The organism is Pseudomonas sp. B611 (assembly GCF_055407965.1).
The window spans coordinates 122,449-140,583 of the sequence record NZ_JBUZST010000005.1 but is presented as its reverse complement, the minus strand read 5'-3'; the positions used below and the strand labels follow the sequence as shown (position 1 = coordinate 140,583).

Sequence of the window (18,135 nt, the reverse complement as noted above, 5' to 3'; positions counted from 1 at the left end):
CGAAGGCGCGCGATTTTATCAGGCTTGAGGGGCAGCGGCCATCCTCGGGCCGACGGGCAGGGCGATATAGGTTAAAAAAGCCGATTAAAAAAATGCTAATCGGCTCTGCCTTGGTGCGTATTAAGGTATAGCCTTGAACCCGCTATCGTTATGACAGTACGAAAACTTACCAAGACCCTGTGAATGTTTTACCGGTCGCTGTGGTCACAGCCTTGCGCAACCGAGTTCACGCGGTCTGTTCCAGCCGCTAAATTTGTCGTTCGGGAATCTTTCATGCGTCTGTGTAAATTCTTCTTTGTAGGCTGCTTGTCGTTGGTCAGCCTGGCGAGTCATGCCGAAACCCTCAATGGCCTCTATCAAGTACTTGAACCGGTCAGCAGCCAGTCGCCACAAGAGCGCGACCAGGCGACCCAGCGCGCCGTGCAGACCCTGGTGATCCGCCTCACCGGTGACGCCAAGGCGGCCGACGGCCCGGGCCTGGCGGCGATTCGCAAGGACCCGCAACAAATTATCAGCCAATACGGCTACGACGCCGGCCCGCCCGAGAGCCTGCAAGTGGATTTTGACCCGGTGAGCACCGACCGTGCCTTGCGTGACGCCGGCCTGTCGATCTGGGGCAGCAACCGGCCGTCGATCCTCGGTTGGTGGCTGAACGACTCCACCGAAGGCAGCAGTTTGGTGGGCGATGGACAAAGCGTCGCCCAAGCCTTGCGCCGGGCGGCGCAACACCGTGGCTTGCCATTGCGCCTGCCGTTGGGTGACCTGGATGAACAGGTGGTCGCCACCGCGCCGAATCTGGAAAGCGCCGATGCCACGCCACTGCGCGCCGCCTCCGAGCGCTACGGTGCGGATGCCTTGCTGGCGGTGCATGCGCGGCAGGAAGGCAGCCAATGGCAGGCCAAGTGGCGGTTGTGGTTGGGCGACAAGAGCGAGCAGGGCAGCGTCCAAGGGGCCGATACCGCTGCTGTGGCCGATGCCGTGATGCTGGCCGTCAGCCAGAAGTTGGCGCCGCGCTTTGCGGTCAAGCCGGGCGTCAGTGCCGAGCAACTGCTGGAAGTGCAGGGCATGACACTGGAGCGCTACGCCGCCCTGGGGCATCTGCTTGAACCGTTTGGTGGCCAGCCGCTGTTGGTGGATGGCGATCGTATTGTTTACCGGGTCAATGGCAGTGCCGAGCAGTTGCGCAGCCAGTTGAGCCTGGCCAAGTTGCAGGAGGTTGCACCGGGTGAAGTGCCGGCTGCGGCCGGTGGTGCTCCAGAGCCTCAGGCGCAACTGCGCTTTCACTGGTAAATGTTCTTCCTTATATAGAAGCAATGGAGTGGTTTATGGCGGATACGCGTCGTTGGGTGTGGATTGGCGGGATCGTCCTGCTGTGCGCTTTTGTTTTCTTGCTGCATTCGATCCTGACGCCGTTCCTGGTTGCGTTGCTGTTGGCCTATCTGTTTGATCCGGTGGTGGATCGCCTGGAGAAAGCCGGCTTGTCACGTACCTGGGGCGTGGTGGCGGTGTTTGCCCTGTTTACCTTGATTGTCACGGCCCTGGTGCTGGTGCTGGTGCCAATGCTGGCCAAGCAGCTGTTCCGTCTGTATGAGCTGGCGCCACAGATGCTCGACTGGTTGCAGCACACGGCGATGCCGTGGGCCCAGGCCAAGTTGGGGTTATCCGATGGCTTCTGGAAGTTCGACAAGGTCAAGGCCGCGATCAGCGAGCATATGGGCCAGACCACCGACATTGTCGGCATGGTACTCAGCCAGGCCACGGCGTCCAGCCTGGCGCTGATCGGTTGGTTGACTAACCTGGTGCTGATCCCGGTGGTGGCGTTCTACCTGCTGCGTGACTGGGACATCATGATGGCCAAGATCCGCAGCCTGCTGCCGCGCAATCGCGAGGAGCGCATCGTCTCCCTGGCGGAGGAATGCCATGAAGTGCTCGGCGCCTTCGTGCGTGGGCAGTTGCTGGTGATGCTGGCCCTGGGGGTTATCTACGCGGCGGGCCTGATGGCGATTGGCTTGGAACTGGGCCTGCTGATTGGCCTGATCGCCGGTCTGGCGGCTATCGTGCCGTATATGGGCTTTGTGATCGGTATTGGCGCAGCGCTGGTGGCGGGGCTGTTCCAGTTTGGCGGCGACCTGTACCCGATGCTGGGGATTGTCGCGGTGTTTATGGTCGGCCAGGCCTTGGAAGGCATGGTGCTGACGCCGCTGCTGGTGGGGGACCGGATCGGTCTGCACCCGGTGGCGGTGATCTTTGCGATCCTGGCGGGCGGTGAGCTGTTCGGCTTTACTGGCATCTTGCTGGCGTTGCCGGTAGCGGCGGTGATCATGGTGCTGGTGCGCCATGTGCACGATCTGTACAAGGATTCGGATGTGTACACGGGGGTCGAAGACCCCGATCTGTAAACCTTGTGTCACAAACCCGGCCTGGCCGGGTTTGTTGTTTCTGGTGTCAAACAATTTGCGCAAAACCGGCAAGTTAACGCAAACCTTTGATTTTGCTTGTGGTCTGCTGCATTGTGCGCCCGGCTTCACGGGTATAAACTTTGCAAACTTTACACAGAGGCCACTAGCGGTTCGTTTGGAGCCGTTCAGTCAGCATGAAACCGATTCAGCTGCCCTTGGGTGTGCGTCTGCGTGACGACGCCACCTTTATCAACTACTACCCAGGCGCCAATGCCGCTGCACTCGGCTATGTCGAGCGGCTCTGCGAAGCCGACGCCGGGTGGACCGAAAGCCTGATCTATCTGTGGGGCAAGCACGGCGTAGGGCGTACTCACCTGCTGCAGGCCGCGTGTTTGCGCTTCGAGCAGATGGGTGAAGCGGCGGTTTACCTGCCGTTGGCTGAATTGATGGACCGTGGTATCGGCATCTTCGACCACCTTGAGCAATACGAGCTGGTCTGTCTGGATGACCTGCAGGCGATTGCCGGCAAGGCGGAGTGGGAAGAGGCGCTGTTCCATCTGTTCAACCGTCTGCGTGACAGCGGCCGGCGTTTGTTGATCGCCGCATCGACCTCACCGCGAGAGTTGCCGGTGAAGCTGGCTGACCTCAAGTCTCGCCTGACCCTGGCGTTGATCTTCCAGATGCGCCCGCTCTCCGACGAAGACAAACTGCGCGCCCTGCAATTGCGTGCATCCCGTCGCGGCCTGCACCTCACTGACGAAGTCGGGCACTTTATCCTGACGCGTGGTACCCGCAGCATGAGCGCGTTGTTCGATTTGCTCGAACAGCTCGATCAGGCCTCCTTGCAGGCCCAGCGCAAGCTGACCATTCCCTTCCTCAAGGAAACCCTCGGCTGGTAGCCGACCCTTTGTTTTCGGGGCTTTCGGCAAATTCCAGGCGCCAGAAAACCTGCGTTCGGGCCGCTTTGGCCACGCAAAAGGCGCGTATAGGGTGTTAAGGGCTTAGATGTCATAGTCCAAACAAGAAGTCACATAGATCACGATTGAATTTGCAAATCGATGTGATAGAGGGCATAGTCTCGACTTCTTTACACATCAGCCACGGTCGTGCCCATGCTAAATCGCTTCGCACCCCTCGTGCCTCTCGCACTCGTTACCCTGTTGTTTGGTTGCGCTTCCCACCCTCAACAAGTGGTTGAACAGCCCAAACCCCAGGTTCAAAATCAGGCAAAATTCGTCGCTGCACAGTCTGCTTCTGTTTATGAAGAAGAGCTGGCGACTGAAAAGGAACTGGGCGCCTTCTCCGGCAACAAGCCTTACCAGCTTCCAGTCCTGGCCGACAGCATCCTCGAACGCGGCATGTCCTTGATCGGTACCCGTTACCGTTTCGGCGGTACCTCTGAAGCCGGTTTCGACTGCAGCGGTTTTATCGGCTATCTGTTTCGCGAAGAAGCTGGCATGAACCTGCCACGCTCCACTCGCGAGATGATCAACGTGGATGCACCGTTGGTCGCGCGCAACAACCTCAAGCCAGGTGATCTGCTTTTCTTTAGTACGGCTGGCCGTGGTCGCGTAAGCCATGCCGGTATCTACCTGGGCGATAACCAGTTTATCCACTCCAGCAGCCGTCGCAGTGGCGGTGTTCGAGTCGACAACCTGGGCGACAGCTACTGGAGCAAAACCTTTATCGAAGCCAAGCGCGCACTCGCCATGGCACCGACAACGGTTACCGCTAGCAAGTAAACTTAAAGTGATACTTGAAGTTTGACGTGTAAGCGCTAGAATCCCTGGATATTGTTGTAATCCGTACGCGCGAGCTTTGCTTGCGCGTTCTGGTTTTCAGCGTTCGGCAGCGAAAGCCGCATCCAGACCAGGATTGTTCTGCACATGTCGACCTCGGCCCGCCTGATCCTCATTGTCTGCGCCGCGCTGCTCAGCGCCTGCGCCAGCCGTCCACCGCCTGCACCCGTCGCGGTGAAGCCCAAGCCGGTGTTCAACTACGCCACCCAGAATTTCTCGCCGGCTGCCGAAGACGTGCTCTTTCGCGCGCTGGGCCTGGTCGGTACGCCTTATCGCTGGGGCGGCAACACGCCGGACTCGGGTTTTGATTGCAGCGGCCTGATCGGCTTTGTGTTTCGTGACGCCGCTGGCATCTCCTTGCCGCGTACCACCCGCGAGCTGATCGTGATGCGTGCGCAGGATGTCAGTGAGCAGAACCTGCAAACGGGTGACCTGTTGTTCTTCGCCACGGGCGGTGGCTCCCAGGTCAGCCATGCCGGCATCTATGTGGGCGAGGGCCGCTTCGTGCACGCGCCGCAAACCGGCGGTACGGTGAAGCTGGATACCCTGTCCAAGGCGTATTGGCAGAATGCTTACCTGAGTGCCAAGCGCGTGTTGCCAGGGAATCTGGCGCGTAATCCCTGAGTTGAATGCAGAGCTAAATGTGGGAGCGGGCTTGTGTGGGAGCGGGCTTGCTCGCGAAGGCGGTGTGTCAGTCACAGATGTGTCGTCTGATCCGGCGCATTCGTGAGCAAGCCCGCTCCCACATTGGTTTTGTGGTGGTCTGACGCCTACTTACTTAATCGCCGACACCCGCCACACCTTATTCCCCACATCATCCGCCACCAGCACCCCTCCTTGCTGATCCACCACCACGCCCACCGGCCGGCCCATGGCTTTCTCGTCTTTGTCGAGGAACCCGGTCAGCACATCCACCGGCTGCCCCTTGGGCTGGCCAGCCTCGAACGGCACGAATATCACCTTGTAACCACTGTGGGGCTTGCGGTTCCATGAGCCATGCTGGCCGATGAACGCGCCATGCGTGAACGGCGCCGGCAAGTTGCTGCCCTCGGCAAACGTCAGGCCCAGCGAGGCGGTATGTGGGCCCACGGCGTAGTCCGGCGCAATCGCCTTGGCCACCAGGTCGAGGTTTTGCGGGTTGACCCGCACGTCCACATGCTGCCCGTAGTAGCTGAACGGCCAGCCATAGAAGGCGCCATCCTGCACCGAGGTGATGTAGTCCGGCACCAGGTCGCTGCCGATCTCATCGCGTTCGTTCACCGCTGTCCACAGCTTGCCGCTTTGCGGTTCCCACGCCATGCCGTTGGGGTTGCGCAAGCCTGAGGCGAAGATGCGGTGCTGGCCGCTGGCGCGGTCCACTTCCCAGATCGCCGCCCGACCTTCTTCTGCCTGCAGGCCGTTTTCACCCACGTTGCTATTAGAGCCAACGCTTACGTAAAGCTTGCTGCCGTCCTTGCTCGCCACCACGTTTTTCGTCCAATGGTGGTTGATACTGCCGCCGGGGAGGTCGACGACCTTGGTGCCGGCTGCTTTGATCGTGGTCTCACCCGGTTGGTAGGGGAAGCGCAGCAGCTTGTCCGAGTCCGCCACATACAGGTCATTGCCCACCAGGGCCATGCCGAACGGCGAATTGAGGTTTGCCAGGAAGACCGTGCGGGTCTCGGCGATGCCATCGTGGTCCGCATCGCGCAGCAACGTGATGCGGTTCGGGCTCGGCACACCAGCGCCGGCTCGGCCCATGACCTTTTCCATCACCCAGCCACGAATGCCCTTTGAGTCATCGGGTTTGGGCGGCGCATTGGTTTCTGCCACCAGCACGTCGCCATTGGGCAGTACGTATAGCCAGCGCGGGTGGTCCAGGCCCTCGGCAAACGCCGCCACTTGGGTGCCCGCAGCGGCAGTTGGTTTCGCGCCCTCAGGCCAGCCGATGGCGGGTGCGATGTTTACCGTGGGGATCAGGGTCTTGTTTGGCTCCGGGAGCTTGGGGGAAGGCCCGGTACCGTCAGATACTTGCAAGGTCGAACTTTCACCGCAGGCGACGAGGGCGCCTGCGCACATGATCAGTAGGGCAAGTCGGGTCTTGTGCATGGTTTTCTCCTGGATACCTGTAAGGGTAGAGGCGCGCGGCGGTCCGATGGTTCAAGTGCGCAGCCGGCTTTAATTGACGCTCCACCCCCAACCCTCTACCCTTCGCGACTTGTTCCAGGTGCTCTGTGACCCACGGGTCCACCGAGTGAAACAGGGAAGCCGGTGAGCGAGCGCACTTGTACACAGTGCTGCCGCAATTCCGGCGCTGCCCCCGCAACGGTAAATGAGTCAAGACCCTGCTTTTGCCACTGTATCGCCCCGCGATATGGGAAGGCGCAGCGTCGGCAAGCGCGCCACTCATGAGCCCGGAGACCGGCCTGAAACATCCAACAGCATCACGGTGGGCGATGCTTGGCTGTCTGTTTTTTCTTTTTCCTGCCCGCCGTTTTTGTCCAGCCCCAACGGAGAGCTGCCATGACCGATTCCCCCGACCGCGACGAACGCCACCTGGCGCGCATGCTGCGCAAAAAAGCCGTGATCGACGAGCGCATCGCCAATTCCCCCAACGAGTGCGGCCTGCTGCTGGTGCTGACCGGCAACGGCAAAGGCAAAAGCAGTTCCGCGTTCGGCATGCTCGCCCGCGCCATGGGCCACGGTATGCAGTGCGGCGTGGTGCAGTTCATCAAGGGGCGTAACAGCACGGGCGAAGAACTGTTCTTCCGCCGTTTCCCCGAGCAAGTGCGCTTCCATGTCATGGGCGAAGGCTTCACCTGGGAAACCCAGGACCGCCAGCGCGACATCGCCGCCGCCGAAGCCGCGTGGGAAGTTTCCCGCGAACTGCTGCAAGACCCGTCCATTGGCCTGGTCGTCCTCGATGAACTGAACATCGCCCTCAAACACGGCTACCTCGACCTCGACCAAGTGCTCAGCGACCTGCAAGCACGCCCGCCGATGCAGCACGTGGTGGTCACCGGCCGTGGCGCCAAGCCTGAATTGATCGAAATGGGCGACACCGTCACCGAAATGGGCATGCTCAAGCACGCGTTCCAGGCCGGTATCAAGGCACAGAAGGGCGTCGAACTTTGAATCAGCCCCGTCATTGCCCGGCCGTATTGATCGCCGCACCGGCGTCTGGCCAGGGCAAAACCACCGTCACCGCAGCGCTGGCCCGTTTGCACCGCAACCTGGGGCGTAAAGTGCGCGTGTTCAAATGCGGGCCGGACTTTCTCGACCCGATGATTCACGAGCGTGCCAGCGGTGCGCCGGTGTATCAGTTGGACATGTGGATGGTGGGCGAGCAGGAAAGTCGCCGCCTGTTGTGGGAAGCCGCCGGCGAGGCCGACCTGATCCTCATCGAAGGCGTCATGGGCCTGTTCGACGGCACCCCCTCCAGCGCTGACCTGGCCCGCCACTTCGGCGTGCCGGTACTTGGCGTGATCGACGGCACCGCCATGGCCCAGACGTTTGGCGCGTTGGCCTTGGGCTTGGCGCGTTATCAGCCGGACCTGCCGTTCGCCGGCGTGCTGGCCAACCGCGTCGGCACCCTGCGCCATGCGCAACTGCTCGAAGGCAGCCTCACCGAAGGCCTGCGCTGGTACGGCGCCTTGTCCCGCGAGACCGGCATCGAATTGCCAAGCCGTCACCTGGGCCTGGTGCAGGCCAGCGAACTGAATGACCTCGACGTGCGCCTCGACGCCGCCGCCCAAGCCTTGGGCAGCAGTTGCGAAGTCGCCTTGCCGCCGCCAGTGACCTTCGCCGCGCCTGAAGTGATCGCTGCCGAGCCGCTGCTCGACGGTGTGCGCATCGCCGTGGCCCGCGACGAAGCCTTCGCCTTTACCTACGGCGCCAGCCTCGACCTGTTGCGGGCGATGGGTGCCGAGTTGCATTTCTTTTCACCGATCCATGATCGGGAATTGCCTGACGCCGACAGTCTGTATCTGCCGGGCGGCTACCCGGAATTGCATCACCAGGCGTTGTCGGAAAACACCGCGATGCTGGACGCGATCCGCGCCCATCACGCCGCCGGCAAACCGTTGCTCGCCGAGTGCGGCGGCATGTTGTACCTGCTGGACTCGCTCACCGATGTCGCCGGCCAACGTGCCGAGTTGCTCGGCCTGCTGCCGGGCGACGCCGTGATGCAGAAGAAGTTGGCTGCCCTGGCCCTGCAAAATGTCGAATTGCCGGAAGGCGTACTGCGTGGGCATACCTATCACCACTCCCTGACCAGCACCGAATGCACGCCGATTGCCCGTGGCGTAAGCCCCAATGGCGGGCGCGGCGCCGAGGCGGTTTACCGACAAGGGCGGATGACCGCTTCCTACGTACACTTTTACTTTCCGTCGAATCCGGCGGCGGTGGCTGCACTGTTTGTGCCGGACCGGGAGGCCGCCATCGCAGGCAAGCCAGCTCCCACAGTTGACCGAGTTGAAACGCAGTCCAATGTGGGAGCGGGCTTGCCCGCGATAGGGCCATGACCGACAACGCCTTCCCCCAAGCCGACCGCGACGCCGTCTACCGCGCCATCGCCGAACGCCGCGACATGCGCCACTTCACCGGCGGCACCGTGGCCCCCGAACTGCTCCACCGCCTGCTCCAGGCCGCCCACCAGGCGCCCAGTGTCGGCCTGATGCAACCCTGGCGCTTCATCCGCATCAGCGACCGCCAACTGCGTGGGCAGATTCAGCAGTTGGTGGAAGAAGAACGCATACGCACCGCCGAAGCGCTGGGCGAACGCTCCGACGACTTCATGAAGCTCAAGGTCGAAGGCATCCACGATTGCGCCGAGGTACTGGTGGCGGCACTGATGGACGATCGCGAACGCCACATCTTCGGTCGCCGCACCTTGCCGGAGATGGACATGGCGTCGTTGTCCTGTGCGATCCAGAACCTGTGGCTGGCCGCCCGCGTCGAAGGCCTGGGCCTGGGCTGGGTCTCGCTGTTCGAGCCCCAGGCTCTGGCCGACCTGCTGGGCTTGCCCTCCGGCGCGAAACCCCTGGCCGTGCTGTGCCTGGGGCCGGTGGCCGAGTTTTATCCGGCACCGATGCTGCAACTCGAAGGCTGGACCGAACCACGGCCGCTGAGTGACATGTTGTATGAAAATGTGTGGGGAGTGAGTCAATGAGTGTGGCCTTGCTGTGTGTCGCCGCCGTCGCGCTGGATGCGCTGCTGGGCGAGCCCAAGCGCTGGCATCCGCTGGTGGCATTCGGTAATTTCGCCGGGCGCATCGAGCAACGTTTCAACACGGGTGGCCGTGGCTGGCGCAGCCATGGCGTGACCGCGTGGTTTATCGCCGTGGTGCCGCTGACCTTGCTGGCCACCGCGTTGTCGTGGGCGCCGTATATCGGCTGGGTGCTGGAGATCCTGGCGCTGTACTGCGCTCTCGGCATGCGCAGCCTTGGCGAACACGTGATTCCGGTGGCACAGGCCCTGCGCAGCGACGATCTGGACGAAGCGCGCCAGCGCGTGAGTTACCTGGTGAGCCGGCAGACCAGTGAGCTGGACCGCACCGAAGTCGCCCGTGCCGCCACCGAATCGGTGCTGGAGAACGGCAGCGATGCGGTGTTCGCCGCGCTGTTCTGGTTTGTGGTGGCCGGCGTGCCGGGCGTGGTGCTCTATCGCCTGAGCAACACCCTGGATGCCATGTGGGGCTATCGCAACGAACGCTTCGAGCGTTTCGGCTGGGCGGCGGCCAAGATCGACGACGTGCTCAACTATATTCCGGCGCGCCTGGTGGCACTGACCTACGCGCTGCTGGGCAAAACCCGCCTGGCGCTGAAATGCTGGCGCACGCAGGGGCCGACCTGGGACAGCCCCAATGCTGGTCCGGTGATGGCGGCGGGGGCGGGTGCCCTGGGTGTCGAACTGGGCGGCGCCGCGATTTATCACGGCGAAGTCCATCAGCGTCCGCAATTGGGCGAAGGCCCGGCAGCGGATGCGGATTCCATCGACCGCGGCTGGCAGCTGGTGCAGCGCGGCGTATGGTTATGGCTGCTGATTCTCTGCGCGGGGGCGCAATTCTATGCTTGAGCACGGTGGCCGGCTGCGCAAGGCGGCGATTCAGTACGGGATTGCCGAGGCCGACTGGCTCGACTTGTCCAGCGGCCTTGCGCCTTGGCCCTGGCCGATCCCGGAGATCCCGCTGCGTGCCTGGGCGCGTTTGCCTGAGACCGACGACGGCCTGGAACGCGCCGCCAGCGAGTACTACGGGGCCGCGCAGGTGTTGCCAGTGCCCGGTTCCCAGGCCGCGATCCAGTTGCTGCCGCGCCTGCGCCGGGCGGGCAAGGTCGGCGTGCTGTCGCCGTGCTACGCCGAACACGCCGAAGCCTGGCGCCGCGCCGGTTACGTGGTGCGTGAAGTGCTGGAGCAGGAGGTCGATTTCTTTCTCGACGGCCTCGATGTGCTGGTGGTGGTCAATCCGAATAACCCCACTGGCCTGAGCCTGACCCCGGAACGCCTGCTGGATTGGCATGCGCGCCTGGCGCAACGCGGCGGTTGGCTGGTGGTGGATGAAGCGTTCATGGACATCACCCCACACCTGAGCCTGGCCAGCCAGGCCCACCAAGTCGGGCTGATCGTGTTGCGCTCATTTGGCAAATTCTTCGGCCTCGCCGGGGTGCGTCTGGGGTTTGTGCTGGCCGAGCGCAAGCTGCTCAAGCTGCTCGCCGAACAGGTCGGGCCGTGGGCGGTCAGTGGGCCGACCCGCGTACTGGGCCAGGAATGCTTGCTCGACGTGGCCGGGCATACGCGCCAGCGCAAGCGCTGCGCCGACGCCGCCGAGCGTTTGTTTGGCGTGCTTGAGCGCCACGGTTTTCAACCCCAGGGCGGCTGCGCCTTGTTCCAATGGCTGATCACCCCGCACGCCGAGCGCCTGCACGAATTCATGGCCCAGCGCGGCATTCTGCTGCGCCTGTTTGTGCATGACAGCAGTCTGCGCTTTGGCCTGCCCGACACCGAGGCCGACTGGCAGCGCCTCGACGCGGCACTGACCGCCTACAAGGACGCCTCATGAGTACGCTGATGGTGCAAGGCACCACCTCCGATGCCGGCAAAAGCACGCTGGTGACCGCGCTGTGCCGCTGGTTGATACGCCAGGGCGTCGCCGTGGCGCCGTTCAAGCCGCAGAACATGGCCCTCAACAGTGCCGTGACCGCCGAAGGCGGCGAAATCGGCCGCGCCCAGGCCGTGCAGGCCCAGGCTGCCAACCTGGCGCCGCACACCGACATGAACCCGGTGCTGCTCAAGCCCAACAGCGACACCGGTTCCCAGGTGATCATCCACGGCCGCGCCGTGACCAGCATGAACGCCGTGGCCTATCACGACTACAAAGCCATCGCCATGCAAGCGGTACTGGCCTCTCACGCACGCTTGAGCGAAGCCTATCCGGTGGTGATGGTGGAAGGTGCAGGCTCCCCGGCGGAGATCAACCTGCGCGCCAATGACATCGCCAACATGGGCTTCGCCGAAGCGGTGGATTGCCCGGTGCTGCTGATCGCCGATATCAATCGCGGCGGCGTGTTTGCCCATCTGGTCGGCACCCTGGAATTGCTCTCGCCTAGCGAACAGGCGCGGGTCAAAGGCTTCATCATCAACCGTTTTCGCGGCGATATCGCGCTGTTGCAACCCGGCCTGGATTGGCTGGAGGCGCGCACCGGCAAACCGGTGGTGGGCGTGCTGCCCTACGTGATGGACCTGCACCTCGAAGCCGAAGACGGCATCGACCGACGCCAGATCGACAAGGCCGCCCAGGTGCTCAAAGTGGTGGTGCCGGTGTTGCCGCGCATCAGCAACCACACCGATTTCGACCCGCTGCGCCTGCATCCCCAGGTGGACTTGCAGTTCATCGGCCCCGGCCAGCCGATTCCGCCGGCAGACCTGATCATCCTGCCCGGCTCGAAAAGCGTGCGCAGCGACCTGGCTTATCTGCGTGCCAATGGCTGGGACAGCGCCGTGGCGCGGCACTTGCGCTACGGCGGCAAGGTGCTGGGGATTTGCGGTGGTTTGCAGATGCTGGGTGAACAGGTGCACGACCCGCTCGGTTTGGAAGGGCCCGCAGGTTCCAGCGATGGCCTGGGGTTGTTGGCATTCAGCACCACGCTGGAGGAGGAGAAGCAACTGCGTAATGTGCGTGGGCGGTTGCTGCTGGAAGACGCCGAAGTGAGCGGTTACGAAATCCATGCGGGCGTGACCACTGGCGATGCCCTGTCGAGTGCCGCCGTGCTGCTGGATGACGGTCGTCGTGACGGCGCGCAAAGTGCAGACGGGCAAATCCTTGGTACATACCTGCATGGCCTGTTCGAAACGCCGGCAGCGTGCAGCGCCTTGTTGCGCTGGGCGGGGTTGCAGGATGTGCAGGAAGTGGATTACCACGCGCTGCGCGAGCGCGATATCGAGCGCTTGGCGGACTTGGTGGAGAACCATCTGGATACCCATTTATTGCGCAGCCTGTGCGGGATTTAACGGTGTATACGCGAGCCAAATGTGGGAGCGGGCTTGCTCGCGAATGCGGTGCCCCAGCCACACATAAGTTGACTGATCCACCGCTTTCGCGAGCAAGCCCGCTCCCACAGGAAGGTATGACCCTATGCTGCAACTGATCCTCGGCGGCGCCCGTTCCGGCAAGAGCCGCCTCGCCGAAAAACTCGCCAGCGACAGCGCGCTGCCGGTCATCTATATCGCCACCAGCCAACCCCTGGACGGCGAGATGAATGAACGTGTGGCCCTGCATCGCCAGCGCCGCCCTGACCATTGGGGCCTGATCGAAGAGCCCATCGAGCTTGCCCGCGTGCTGCGGGAAAACACCGCCGCCGACGTCTGCCTGTTGGTGGACTGCCTGACCCTGTGGCTGACCAACCTGCTGATGCTCGATGACCCGCAGCGCTTGGCCTCCGAGCGTGATCAATTGCTGGAAACCCTGGCCACGCTGCCGGGTGAAATCATTTTTGTCAGCAACGAGACCGGAATGGGTGTCGTGCCGCTGGGCGAATTGACTCGCCGCTATGTGGATGAAGCCGGTTGGCTGCATCAAGCCTTGGCCGAGCGTTGTCAGCGTGTTGTCCTGACGGTTGCCGGCCTGCCCCTGACTTTGAAAGGTACTGCGTTATGACTGACACCTGGTGGCTAAACCTTTGTAAGGCAATCGACGCCAGTGCGTACGAACAAGCCCTGGCGCGCCAGCAGCAACTGACCAAGCCCGCCGGCTCCCTCGGCCAGTTGGAGGCGTTGGCGGTGCAGTTGGCGGGTTTGCAGGGCCAGGTCAAACCCTCGGTAGACAAACTTTGGATTGCGATCTTTGCCGGCGACCACGGTGTGGTGGCGGAGGGCGTGTCGGCATTTCCCCAGGAAGTGACCGGGCAGATGCTGCATAACTTTGTCAGCGGTGGCGCGGCAATCAGCGTGTTGGCGCGGCAGTTGGACGCACAGCTGGAAGTGGTCGATCTGGGCACCGTAACGCCGACCTTGGACTTGCCTGGGGTGCGTCACCTGAATATCGGCGCGGGCACTGCCAACTTCGTCAACGGCCCGGCGATGACCGCAGCCCAAGGGCGCCTGGCCCTGCAAGCCGGTCGCGACAGCGTGCGTCGCGCGCTTGAGGGCGGTGCGCAGCTGTTTATCGGCGGCGAGATGGGCATCGGCAATACCACCGCCGCCAGTGCGCTGGCGTGTGCGTTGCTCGATTGCCAGGTCAGCGACCTCACAGGCCCGGGCACCGGGCTGAATGCCGAGGGCGTCAGCCACAAGGTGGCGGTGATCGAACGCGCGCTGGCGTTGCATGCCGGGCAGCGTGGTGATGCGCTGCAAACCCTGTTCAACCTGGGTGGTTTTGAAATTGCCGCGCTGGTCGGCGCCTACCTGGCCTGTGCCCAGGCAGGCATCGTGGTGCTGGTGGACGGGTTTATCTGCACGGTCGCCGCGTTGGTGGCCACGCGCCTGAACCCGGCAAGCCGCGAATGGCTGCTGTTCGGCCATCGGGGCGCCGAGCCGGGTCATCGCCATGTGCTGCAAAGCCTCGACGCGCAACCGCTGCTGGAGCTTGGCCTGCGCCTGGGCGAAGGCAGTGGCGCGGCGCTGGCGGTGCCGCTGCTGCGCCTGGCCTGTGCCCTGCACGGTCAGATGGCCACATTCGCCGAAGCCGCCGTGGCAGACCGCCCGGCATGACCTTGCACCTGGACCTGCTGCGCCACGGCGAAACCGAGCTGGGCGGTGGCCTGCGCGGCAGCCTGGACGACGCGCTCACCGCCAAGGGCTGGGAGCAGATGCGTGCCGCCGTGCTGGCGAAGGGGCCTTGGGATCGGTTGGTCAGTTCGCCGTTGCAGCGTTGTGCGCGGTTTGCCGATGAGTTGGGGGCGCGACTTGAGGTGCCAGTGAGCCTGGAGAAGGATCTGCAAGAGCTGCATTTTGGCGCTTGGGAAGGGCAGAGCGCAGCGGCGTTGATGGAGACCGACGCCGAAGCGCTGGGCTTATTCTGGGCAGATCCTTACAGCTTTACGCCGCCCGAGGGCGAGCCGGTCAGCGACTTTTCCGAGCGTGTGCTCGGCGCCGTCGCACGTTTGCATCAGACGTATGCCGGTGAGCGCGTGTTGTTGGTCAGCCATGGCGGTGTGATGCGCCTGCTGCTGGCGCGGGCACGCGGGTTGCCCCGGGAGCAGTTGCTGAATGTCGAAGTCGGCCACGGCGCGCTGTTCAGCCTGCACGTCGCGGCTGATGGCGTGTTGAAGGAAGGAGTCTGACGATGCTGCCGTTCTGGATCGCCCTGCAATTTCTCAGCAGCCTGCCGATTCGCCTGCCGGGTATGCCGCAGCCGCACGAACTGGGGCGCTCGTTGCTGTTTTATCCGCTGGTCGGCCTGTTGTTCGGCGGGCTACTGTGGGGCTTGAACGCACTGTTGATGGGCGCGCCCTTGCTGCTGCATGCCGCGCTGTTGTTGACGGCCTGGGTGCTGCTCAGTGGTGGCCTGCATCTGGACGGCCTGGCCGACAGCGCTGACGCCTGGCTCGGTGGCTTTGGCGACCGCGAGCGCACCCTCACCATCATGAAAGACCCGCGTAGCGGACCGATTGCCGTGGTCACCCTGGGTTTGGTGCTGCTGCTCAAGTTCACTGCGCTGGTGGCGTTGATCGAACAACACAACGGTGCTGCGCTGATCCTCGCGCCGCTGATTGGTCGGGCGTCGATGCTCGCGCTGTTTCTGACCACGCGCTACGTGCGCGCAGGGGGATTGGGACAGGCATTGTCGGATCATTTACCCAGAGTTGTCGGCCAGCAGGTGCTGATCCTCAGCGGCCTGGCGTGCCTGCTGATCGGTGGTTTCAGTGGCGGGATTGCGGTACTGCTCGCGGCACTGTGCTTTATCGGTCTGCGCCACTTGATGGTCAAGCGCCTGGGCGGCACTACGGGCGACACCGCTGGTGCCTTGCTGGAGCTGCTGGAAGTCGCGGTTTTGGTCGGCTTGGCGCTGTAACACTTTCTTGCATTTCCTTAATCGCGGGTATATACACGTTCCATGCTTGCCTCCCAATGTTTATGCACCAACCTGCGTCGCGCCGCTCGTGGCGTCAGCAGGCACTACGACGGCGCTCTCGACGGCTTCGGGATCAACGTTGCCCAGTATTCCTTGCTGTGCAACCTGCAACGTCTCGATCAGCCGAGCATCTCCAGCCTGGCCGAAGCCATGGGCCTGGATCGCAGCACTTTGGGGCGCAACCTGCGGGTGTTGGAAGGCGAAGGCCTGGTGCAGTTGGTGGAAGGCGATGACCTGCGCAACCGCCTGGTGTTGTTGACCGCGGCAGGCGAAGAGCGATTGGCCGCCGCGTTACCGGCCTGGGAAGCAGCACAGCAGAAATTGATCGATCAACTCGGCGCGGAAAAACGCGAAACCTTGTTGGCCTTGCTGGACGAACTCGCCTGACGGCAGGTTTGTTCGAATACAAGCGGGTATATACCCGCGAGCGGAGAATAAGAAATGACCTCGATGTGGCGCACCAGTGGTTGGATCCTTTTAGGGAGTGCGCTGATCCTGGCGTTGTCCTTGGGCGTACGGCATGGCTTCGGCCTGTTTTTGGCGCCGATGAGCGCCGAATTCGGCTGGGGCCGTGGCACGTTTGCCCTGGCGATCGCCCTGCAGAACCTGGTGTGGGGCCTGGCGCAGCCGTTTGCCGGCGCGTTGGCCGACCGTTTTGGCGCGACCAAGGTGGTGTTTGTCGGTGGAGTGCTCTACGCCGTAGGCCTGGTGCTGATGGGCTTGTCTGATTCGGCGTGGTCGCTGTCCCTCAGCGCGGGGTTGCTGATTGGTATCGGCCTGTCCGGGACCTCGTTCTCGGTGATCCTCGGCGTGGTGGGCCGTGCCGTAGCGCCGGAAAAACGCAGCATGGCCATGGGCATCGCGAGTGCCGCCGGTTCGTTTGGCCAGTTCGCCATGGTGCCGGGCACCTTGGGGTTGATCAGTTGGTTGGGCTGGTCCGCCGCATTGCTGGCATTGGGCCTGATGGTCGCGCTGATTTTGCCACTGGTCGGCATGCTCAAGGACAAGCCACTGCCGGTGATGGCCGGCCAGCAAACCCTGCGTGAAGCGTTGAAAGAAGCCTGCTCCCATTCCGGGTTCTGGCTGTTGGCGTTTGGCTTTTTCGTCTGCGGATTCCAGGTGGTGTTTATCGGCGTACACCTGCCGGCCTACCTGGTGGATCAGCACCTGCCGGCAACCACCGGCACCACCGTGCTGGCATTGATTGGTTTGTTTAATATCATCGGCACCTACACGGCTGGCTGGCTCGGCGGGCGTATGTCCAAGCCGCGCTTGTTGACGGCGTTGTACCTGTTGCGTGCGGTGGTCATCGTGTTGTTCCTGTGGGCGCCGGTGACGCAGGTCAGCGCCTACCTGTTCGGCATGGCGATGGGCTTGTTGTGGCTGTCCACTGTGCCACTGACCAACGGCACGGTGGCGACGTTATTTGGTGTACGAAACCTGTCGATGCTAGGTGGGATTGTGTTCCTGTTCCATCAGATCGGCTCCTTTCTTGGCGGCTGGCTGGGCGGGGTGGTCTATGATCGAACCGGTAACTACGATTTGATCTGGCAGGGTGCGATTCTATTGAGCCTGCTGGCGGCGGCCCTGAACTGGCCAGTGCGCGAGCGGCCGGTGGCACGCTTGCAGGCGCAGATGGAGGCGGCATGAGCATAGCGGTAAGGGGCGTGTTGATCGCGGCGGGGTTGATCCTGATGGTGCTGGCCTGGATGGGCTGGCAGCACGGTGGCCTGGCATTGATGCAACTGGGCATGGCGATCTGTTAAGTTCGTTGCCTGAATCTATTCAAGGACACACGACATGCAGATGCGCTGGCTCGCTGTACCCGTGCTGATGGCCATTGGCAGTGCCGCGATGGCCGCCAGTTGCCCGCCGTTGTTGGAGGGCCAATTGCCCAAGCTGCGGGCCAAGGAATCCATCGACTTGTGCCAGCGCTTTGCCGGCAAGCCCCTGGTGATCGTCAATACCGCGAGCTTTTGCGGGTTCGCGCCGCAATTCAAGGGGCTTGAAGCCCTGTATCAACGTTACAAGGATCAAGGGCTGGAAGTCATTGGCGTACCGTCCGATGACTTCAAGCAGGAAGCCAAGACCGGCGAGGAGACCGCCAAGGTCTGCTACGTGAACTACGGCGTGACCTTCACCATGACCGAACCACAGAAGGTCAAGGGGCCGGATGCGGTGCACCTGTTCAAGGTGTTGGCGCAGCAGAGCAACGCGCCGAAGTGGAATTTCTACAAGTACGTCGTAGACCGTCAAGGCAAGGTAATTGCCGATTTCTCCAGCCTGACCAAACCGGACAGCCCGGATTTGATCGAGGCCGTGGAGAAGGCGTTGGCTTCCAAGCCTTGATCGCCAGCCACTAAAAAGCCCCGCCTCCTTTGCAGGAGAGCGG

At 62.8% G+C, this 18,135-nt stretch carries 19 protein-coding genes and 1 riboswitch; of the genes, 18 read left to right on the top strand and 1 reads right to left on the bottom strand.

Annotated elements, in window-relative coordinates; genetic code table 11:
- Positions 1–273: 273 nt before the first annotated feature.
- The 5 genes from ACZRMO_RS13390 to ACZRMO_RS13370 all read left to right on the top strand — a co-directional run bounded on the left by ACZRMO_RS13390 (position 274) and on the right by ACZRMO_RS13370 (position 4,822).
- Positions 274–1,290, top strand: a complete 1,017-nt coding sequence (locus ACZRMO_RS13390) for a DUF2066 domain-containing protein (protein ID WP_463973160.1) — start codon at positions 274–276, stop codon at positions 1,288–1,290.
- Positions 1,291–1,325: 35 nt separating this feature from the next.
- Entirely contained in the window at positions 1,326–2,399 is a 1,074-nt protein-coding gene (locus tag ACZRMO_RS13385) for an AI-2E family transporter (RefSeq protein ID WP_207045289.1), read from the top strand.
- Positions 2,400–2,593: 194 nt separating this feature from the next.
- Positions 2,594–3,298: a DnaA regulatory inactivator Hda gene (gene hda, locus ACZRMO_RS13380; RefSeq protein ID WP_017734631.1), complete on the top strand. Its 705-nt coding sequence runs from the start codon at positions 2,594–2,596 to the stop codon at positions 3,296–3,298.
- 213 nt (positions 3,299–3,511) lie between these two features.
- Complete coding sequence (locus tag ACZRMO_RS13375; RefSeq protein WP_124526559.1) at positions 3,512–4,141, top strand: C40 family peptidase; 630 nt, start codon at positions 3,512–3,514, stop codon at positions 4,139–4,141.
- A gap of 144 nt (positions 4,142–4,285) precedes the next feature.
- The gene (locus ACZRMO_RS13370) at positions 4,286–4,822 is read left to right on the top strand and encodes a C40 family peptidase (protein WP_017734633.1); all 537 of its coding nucleotides are present in this window, start codon (positions 4,286–4,288) and stop codon (positions 4,820–4,822) included.
- A gap of 150 nt (positions 4,823–4,972) precedes the next feature.
- Here the strand turns inward: ACZRMO_RS13370 and ACZRMO_RS13365 are convergent, their stop codons facing one another.
- The gene (locus ACZRMO_RS13365) at positions 4,973–6,286 is read right to left on the bottom strand and encodes a PQQ-dependent sugar dehydrogenase (protein ID WP_463973159.1); all 1,314 of its coding nucleotides are present in this window, start codon (positions 6,284–6,286) and stop codon (positions 4,973–4,975) included.
- A gap of 99 nt (positions 6,287–6,385) precedes the next feature.
- Positions 6,386–6,621: riboswitch (cobalamin riboswitch) on the top strand.
- Positions 6,622–6,700: 79 nt separating this feature from the next.
- Here ACZRMO_RS13365 and cobO point away from each other — a divergent pair.
- The 13 genes from cobO (at position 6,701) to ACZRMO_RS13300 (ending at position 18,092) form a co-directional block, all read left to right on the top strand.
- The gene (gene cobO, locus ACZRMO_RS13360) at positions 6,701–7,312 is read left to right on the top strand and encodes a cob(I)yrinic acid a,c-diamide adenosyltransferase (protein WP_017734635.1); all 612 of its coding nucleotides are present in this window, start codon (positions 6,701–6,703) and stop codon (positions 7,310–7,312) included.
- Entirely contained in the window at positions 7,309–8,700 is a 1,392-nt protein-coding gene (locus tag ACZRMO_RS13355; RefSeq protein ID WP_463973158.1) for a cobyrinate a,c-diamide synthase, read from the top strand. The genes cobO and ACZRMO_RS13355 overlap by 4 nt, the downstream gene beginning before the upstream one ends.
- Positions 8,697–9,347, top strand: a complete 651-nt coding sequence (bluB, locus tag ACZRMO_RS13350; RefSeq protein WP_463973157.1) for a 5,6-dimethylbenzimidazole synthase — start codon at positions 8,697–8,699, stop codon at positions 9,345–9,347. Before ACZRMO_RS13355 ends, bluB begins: the two co-directional genes overlap by 4 nt.
- Complete coding sequence (gene cbiB, locus ACZRMO_RS13345; RefSeq protein ID WP_124526555.1) at positions 9,344–10,252, top strand: adenosylcobinamide-phosphate synthase CbiB; 909 nt, start codon at positions 9,344–9,346, stop codon at positions 10,250–10,252. The genes bluB and cbiB overlap by 4 nt, the downstream gene beginning before the upstream one ends.
- Positions 10,245–11,234 (top strand): threonine-phosphate decarboxylase CobD, encoded by a 990-nt coding sequence (cobD, locus tag ACZRMO_RS13340; protein ID WP_463973156.1) that lies wholly within the window; start codon positions 10,245–10,247, stop codon positions 11,232–11,234. The genes cbiB and cobD overlap by 8 nt, the downstream gene beginning before the upstream one ends.
- Positions 11,231–12,682, top strand: a complete 1,452-nt coding sequence (locus ACZRMO_RS13335; protein ID WP_463973155.1) for a cobyric acid synthase — start codon at positions 11,231–11,233, stop codon at positions 12,680–12,682. Before cobD ends, ACZRMO_RS13335 begins: the two co-directional genes overlap by 4 nt.
- Positions 12,683–12,806: 124 nt before the next feature.
- Positions 12,807–13,328 carry a bifunctional adenosylcobinamide kinase/adenosylcobinamide-phosphate guanylyltransferase gene (cobU, locus tag ACZRMO_RS13330; protein WP_463973154.1) on the top strand — a complete coding sequence of 174 codons (522 nt, stop codon included), beginning with the start codon at positions 12,807–12,809 and terminating at the stop codon, positions 13,326–13,328.
- The gene (gene cobT, locus ACZRMO_RS13325) at positions 13,325–14,380 is read left to right on the top strand and encodes a nicotinate-nucleotide--dimethylbenzimidazole phosphoribosyltransferase (protein WP_463973153.1); all 1,056 of its coding nucleotides are present in this window, start codon (positions 13,325–13,327) and stop codon (positions 14,378–14,380) included. Before cobU ends, cobT begins: the two co-directional genes overlap by 4 nt.
- Entirely contained in the window at positions 14,377–14,952 is a 576-nt protein-coding gene (gene cobC, locus ACZRMO_RS13320) for an alpha-ribazole phosphatase family protein (RefSeq protein ID WP_463973152.1), read from the top strand. Before cobT ends, cobC begins: the two co-directional genes overlap by 4 nt.
- A 2-nt stretch (positions 14,953–14,954) precedes the next feature.
- The gene (locus ACZRMO_RS13315) at positions 14,955–15,683 is read left to right on the top strand and encodes an adenosylcobinamide-GDP ribazoletransferase (protein WP_463973151.1); all 729 of its coding nucleotides are present in this window, start codon (positions 14,955–14,957) and stop codon (positions 15,681–15,683) included.
- 42 nt (positions 15,684–15,725) lie between these two features.
- Complete coding sequence (locus ACZRMO_RS13310) at positions 15,726–16,130, top strand: MarR family winged helix-turn-helix transcriptional regulator (RefSeq protein WP_463973150.1); 405 nt, start codon at positions 15,726–15,728, stop codon at positions 16,128–16,130.
- A gap of 63 nt (positions 16,131–16,193) precedes the next feature.
- Positions 16,194–17,393, top strand: a complete 1,200-nt coding sequence (locus tag ACZRMO_RS13305) for an MFS transporter (protein ID WP_177325305.1) — start codon at positions 16,194–16,196, stop codon at positions 17,391–17,393.
- Between the two features lie 150 nt (positions 17,394–17,543).
- The gene (locus ACZRMO_RS13300) at positions 17,544–18,092 is read left to right on the top strand and encodes a glutathione peroxidase (protein ID WP_124526547.1); all 549 of its coding nucleotides are present in this window, start codon (positions 17,544–17,546) and stop codon (positions 18,090–18,092) included.
- Positions 18,093–18,135: the final 43 nt, after the last annotated feature.

What these genes read in the sequence shown, in the direction of transcription:
- ACZRMO_RS13315 (WP_463973151.1), top strand. Translation starts at nt 14,955, where the DNA reads ATGCTGCCGTTCTGGATCGCCCTGCAATTTCTCAGCAGCCTGCCGATT.
- ACZRMO_RS13335 (WP_463973155.1), top strand. Translation starts at nt 11,231, where the DNA reads ATGAGTACGCTGATGGTGCAAGGCACCACCTCCGATGCCGGCAAAAGC.
- cobO (WP_017734635.1), top strand. Translation starts at nt 6,701, where the DNA reads ATGACCGATTCCCCCGACCGCGACGAACGCCACCTGGCGCGCATGCTG.
- ACZRMO_RS13365 (WP_463973159.1), bottom strand. Translation starts at nt 6,286, where the DNA reads ATGCACAAGACCCGACTTGCCCTACTGATCATGTGCGCAGGCGCCCTC.
- ACZRMO_RS13390 (WP_463973160.1), top strand. Translation starts at nt 274, where the DNA reads ATGCGTCTGTGTAAATTCTTCTTTGTAGGCTGCTTGTCGTTGGTCAGC.
- ACZRMO_RS13300 (WP_124526547.1), top strand. Translation starts at nt 17,544, where the DNA reads ATGCAGATGCGCTGGCTCGCTGTACCCGTGCTGATGGCCATTGGCAGT.
- ACZRMO_RS13370 (WP_017734633.1), top strand. Translation starts at nt 4,286, where the DNA reads ATGTCGACCTCGGCCCGCCTGATCCTCATTGTCTGCGCCGCGCTGCTC.
- ACZRMO_RS13305 (WP_177325305.1), top strand. Translation starts at nt 16,194, where the DNA reads ATGTGGCGCACCAGTGGTTGGATCCTTTTAGGGAGTGCGCTGATCCTG.
- hda (WP_017734631.1), top strand. Translation starts at nt 2,594, where the DNA reads ATGAAACCGATTCAGCTGCCCTTGGGTGTGCGTCTGCGTGACGACGCC.
- cobC (WP_463973152.1), top strand. Translation starts at nt 14,377, where the DNA reads ATGACCTTGCACCTGGACCTGCTGCGCCACGGCGAAACCGAGCTGGGC.
- cbiB (WP_124526555.1), top strand. Translation starts at nt 9,344, where the DNA reads ATGAGTGTGGCCTTGCTGTGTGTCGCCGCCGTCGCGCTGGATGCGCTG.
- ACZRMO_RS13310 (WP_463973150.1), top strand. Translation starts at nt 15,726, where the DNA reads ATGCTTGCCTCCCAATGTTTATGCACCAACCTGCGTCGCGCCGCTCGT.
- ACZRMO_RS13375 (WP_124526559.1), top strand. Translation starts at nt 3,512, where the DNA reads ATGCTAAATCGCTTCGCACCCCTCGTGCCTCTCGCACTCGTTACCCTG.
- bluB (WP_463973157.1), top strand. Translation starts at nt 8,697, where the DNA reads ATGACCGACAACGCCTTCCCCCAAGCCGACCGCGACGCCGTCTACCGC.
- cobT (WP_463973153.1), top strand. Translation starts at nt 13,325, where the DNA reads ATGACTGACACCTGGTGGCTAAACCTTTGTAAGGCAATCGACGCCAGT.
- cobU (WP_463973154.1), top strand. Translation starts at nt 12,807, where the DNA reads ATGCTGCAACTGATCCTCGGCGGCGCCCGTTCCGGCAAGAGCCGCCTC.
- ACZRMO_RS13385 (WP_207045289.1), top strand. Translation starts at nt 1,326, where the DNA reads ATGGCGGATACGCGTCGTTGGGTGTGGATTGGCGGGATCGTCCTGCTG.
- cobD (WP_463973156.1), top strand. Translation starts at nt 10,245, where the DNA reads ATGCTTGAGCACGGTGGCCGGCTGCGCAAGGCGGCGATTCAGTACGGG.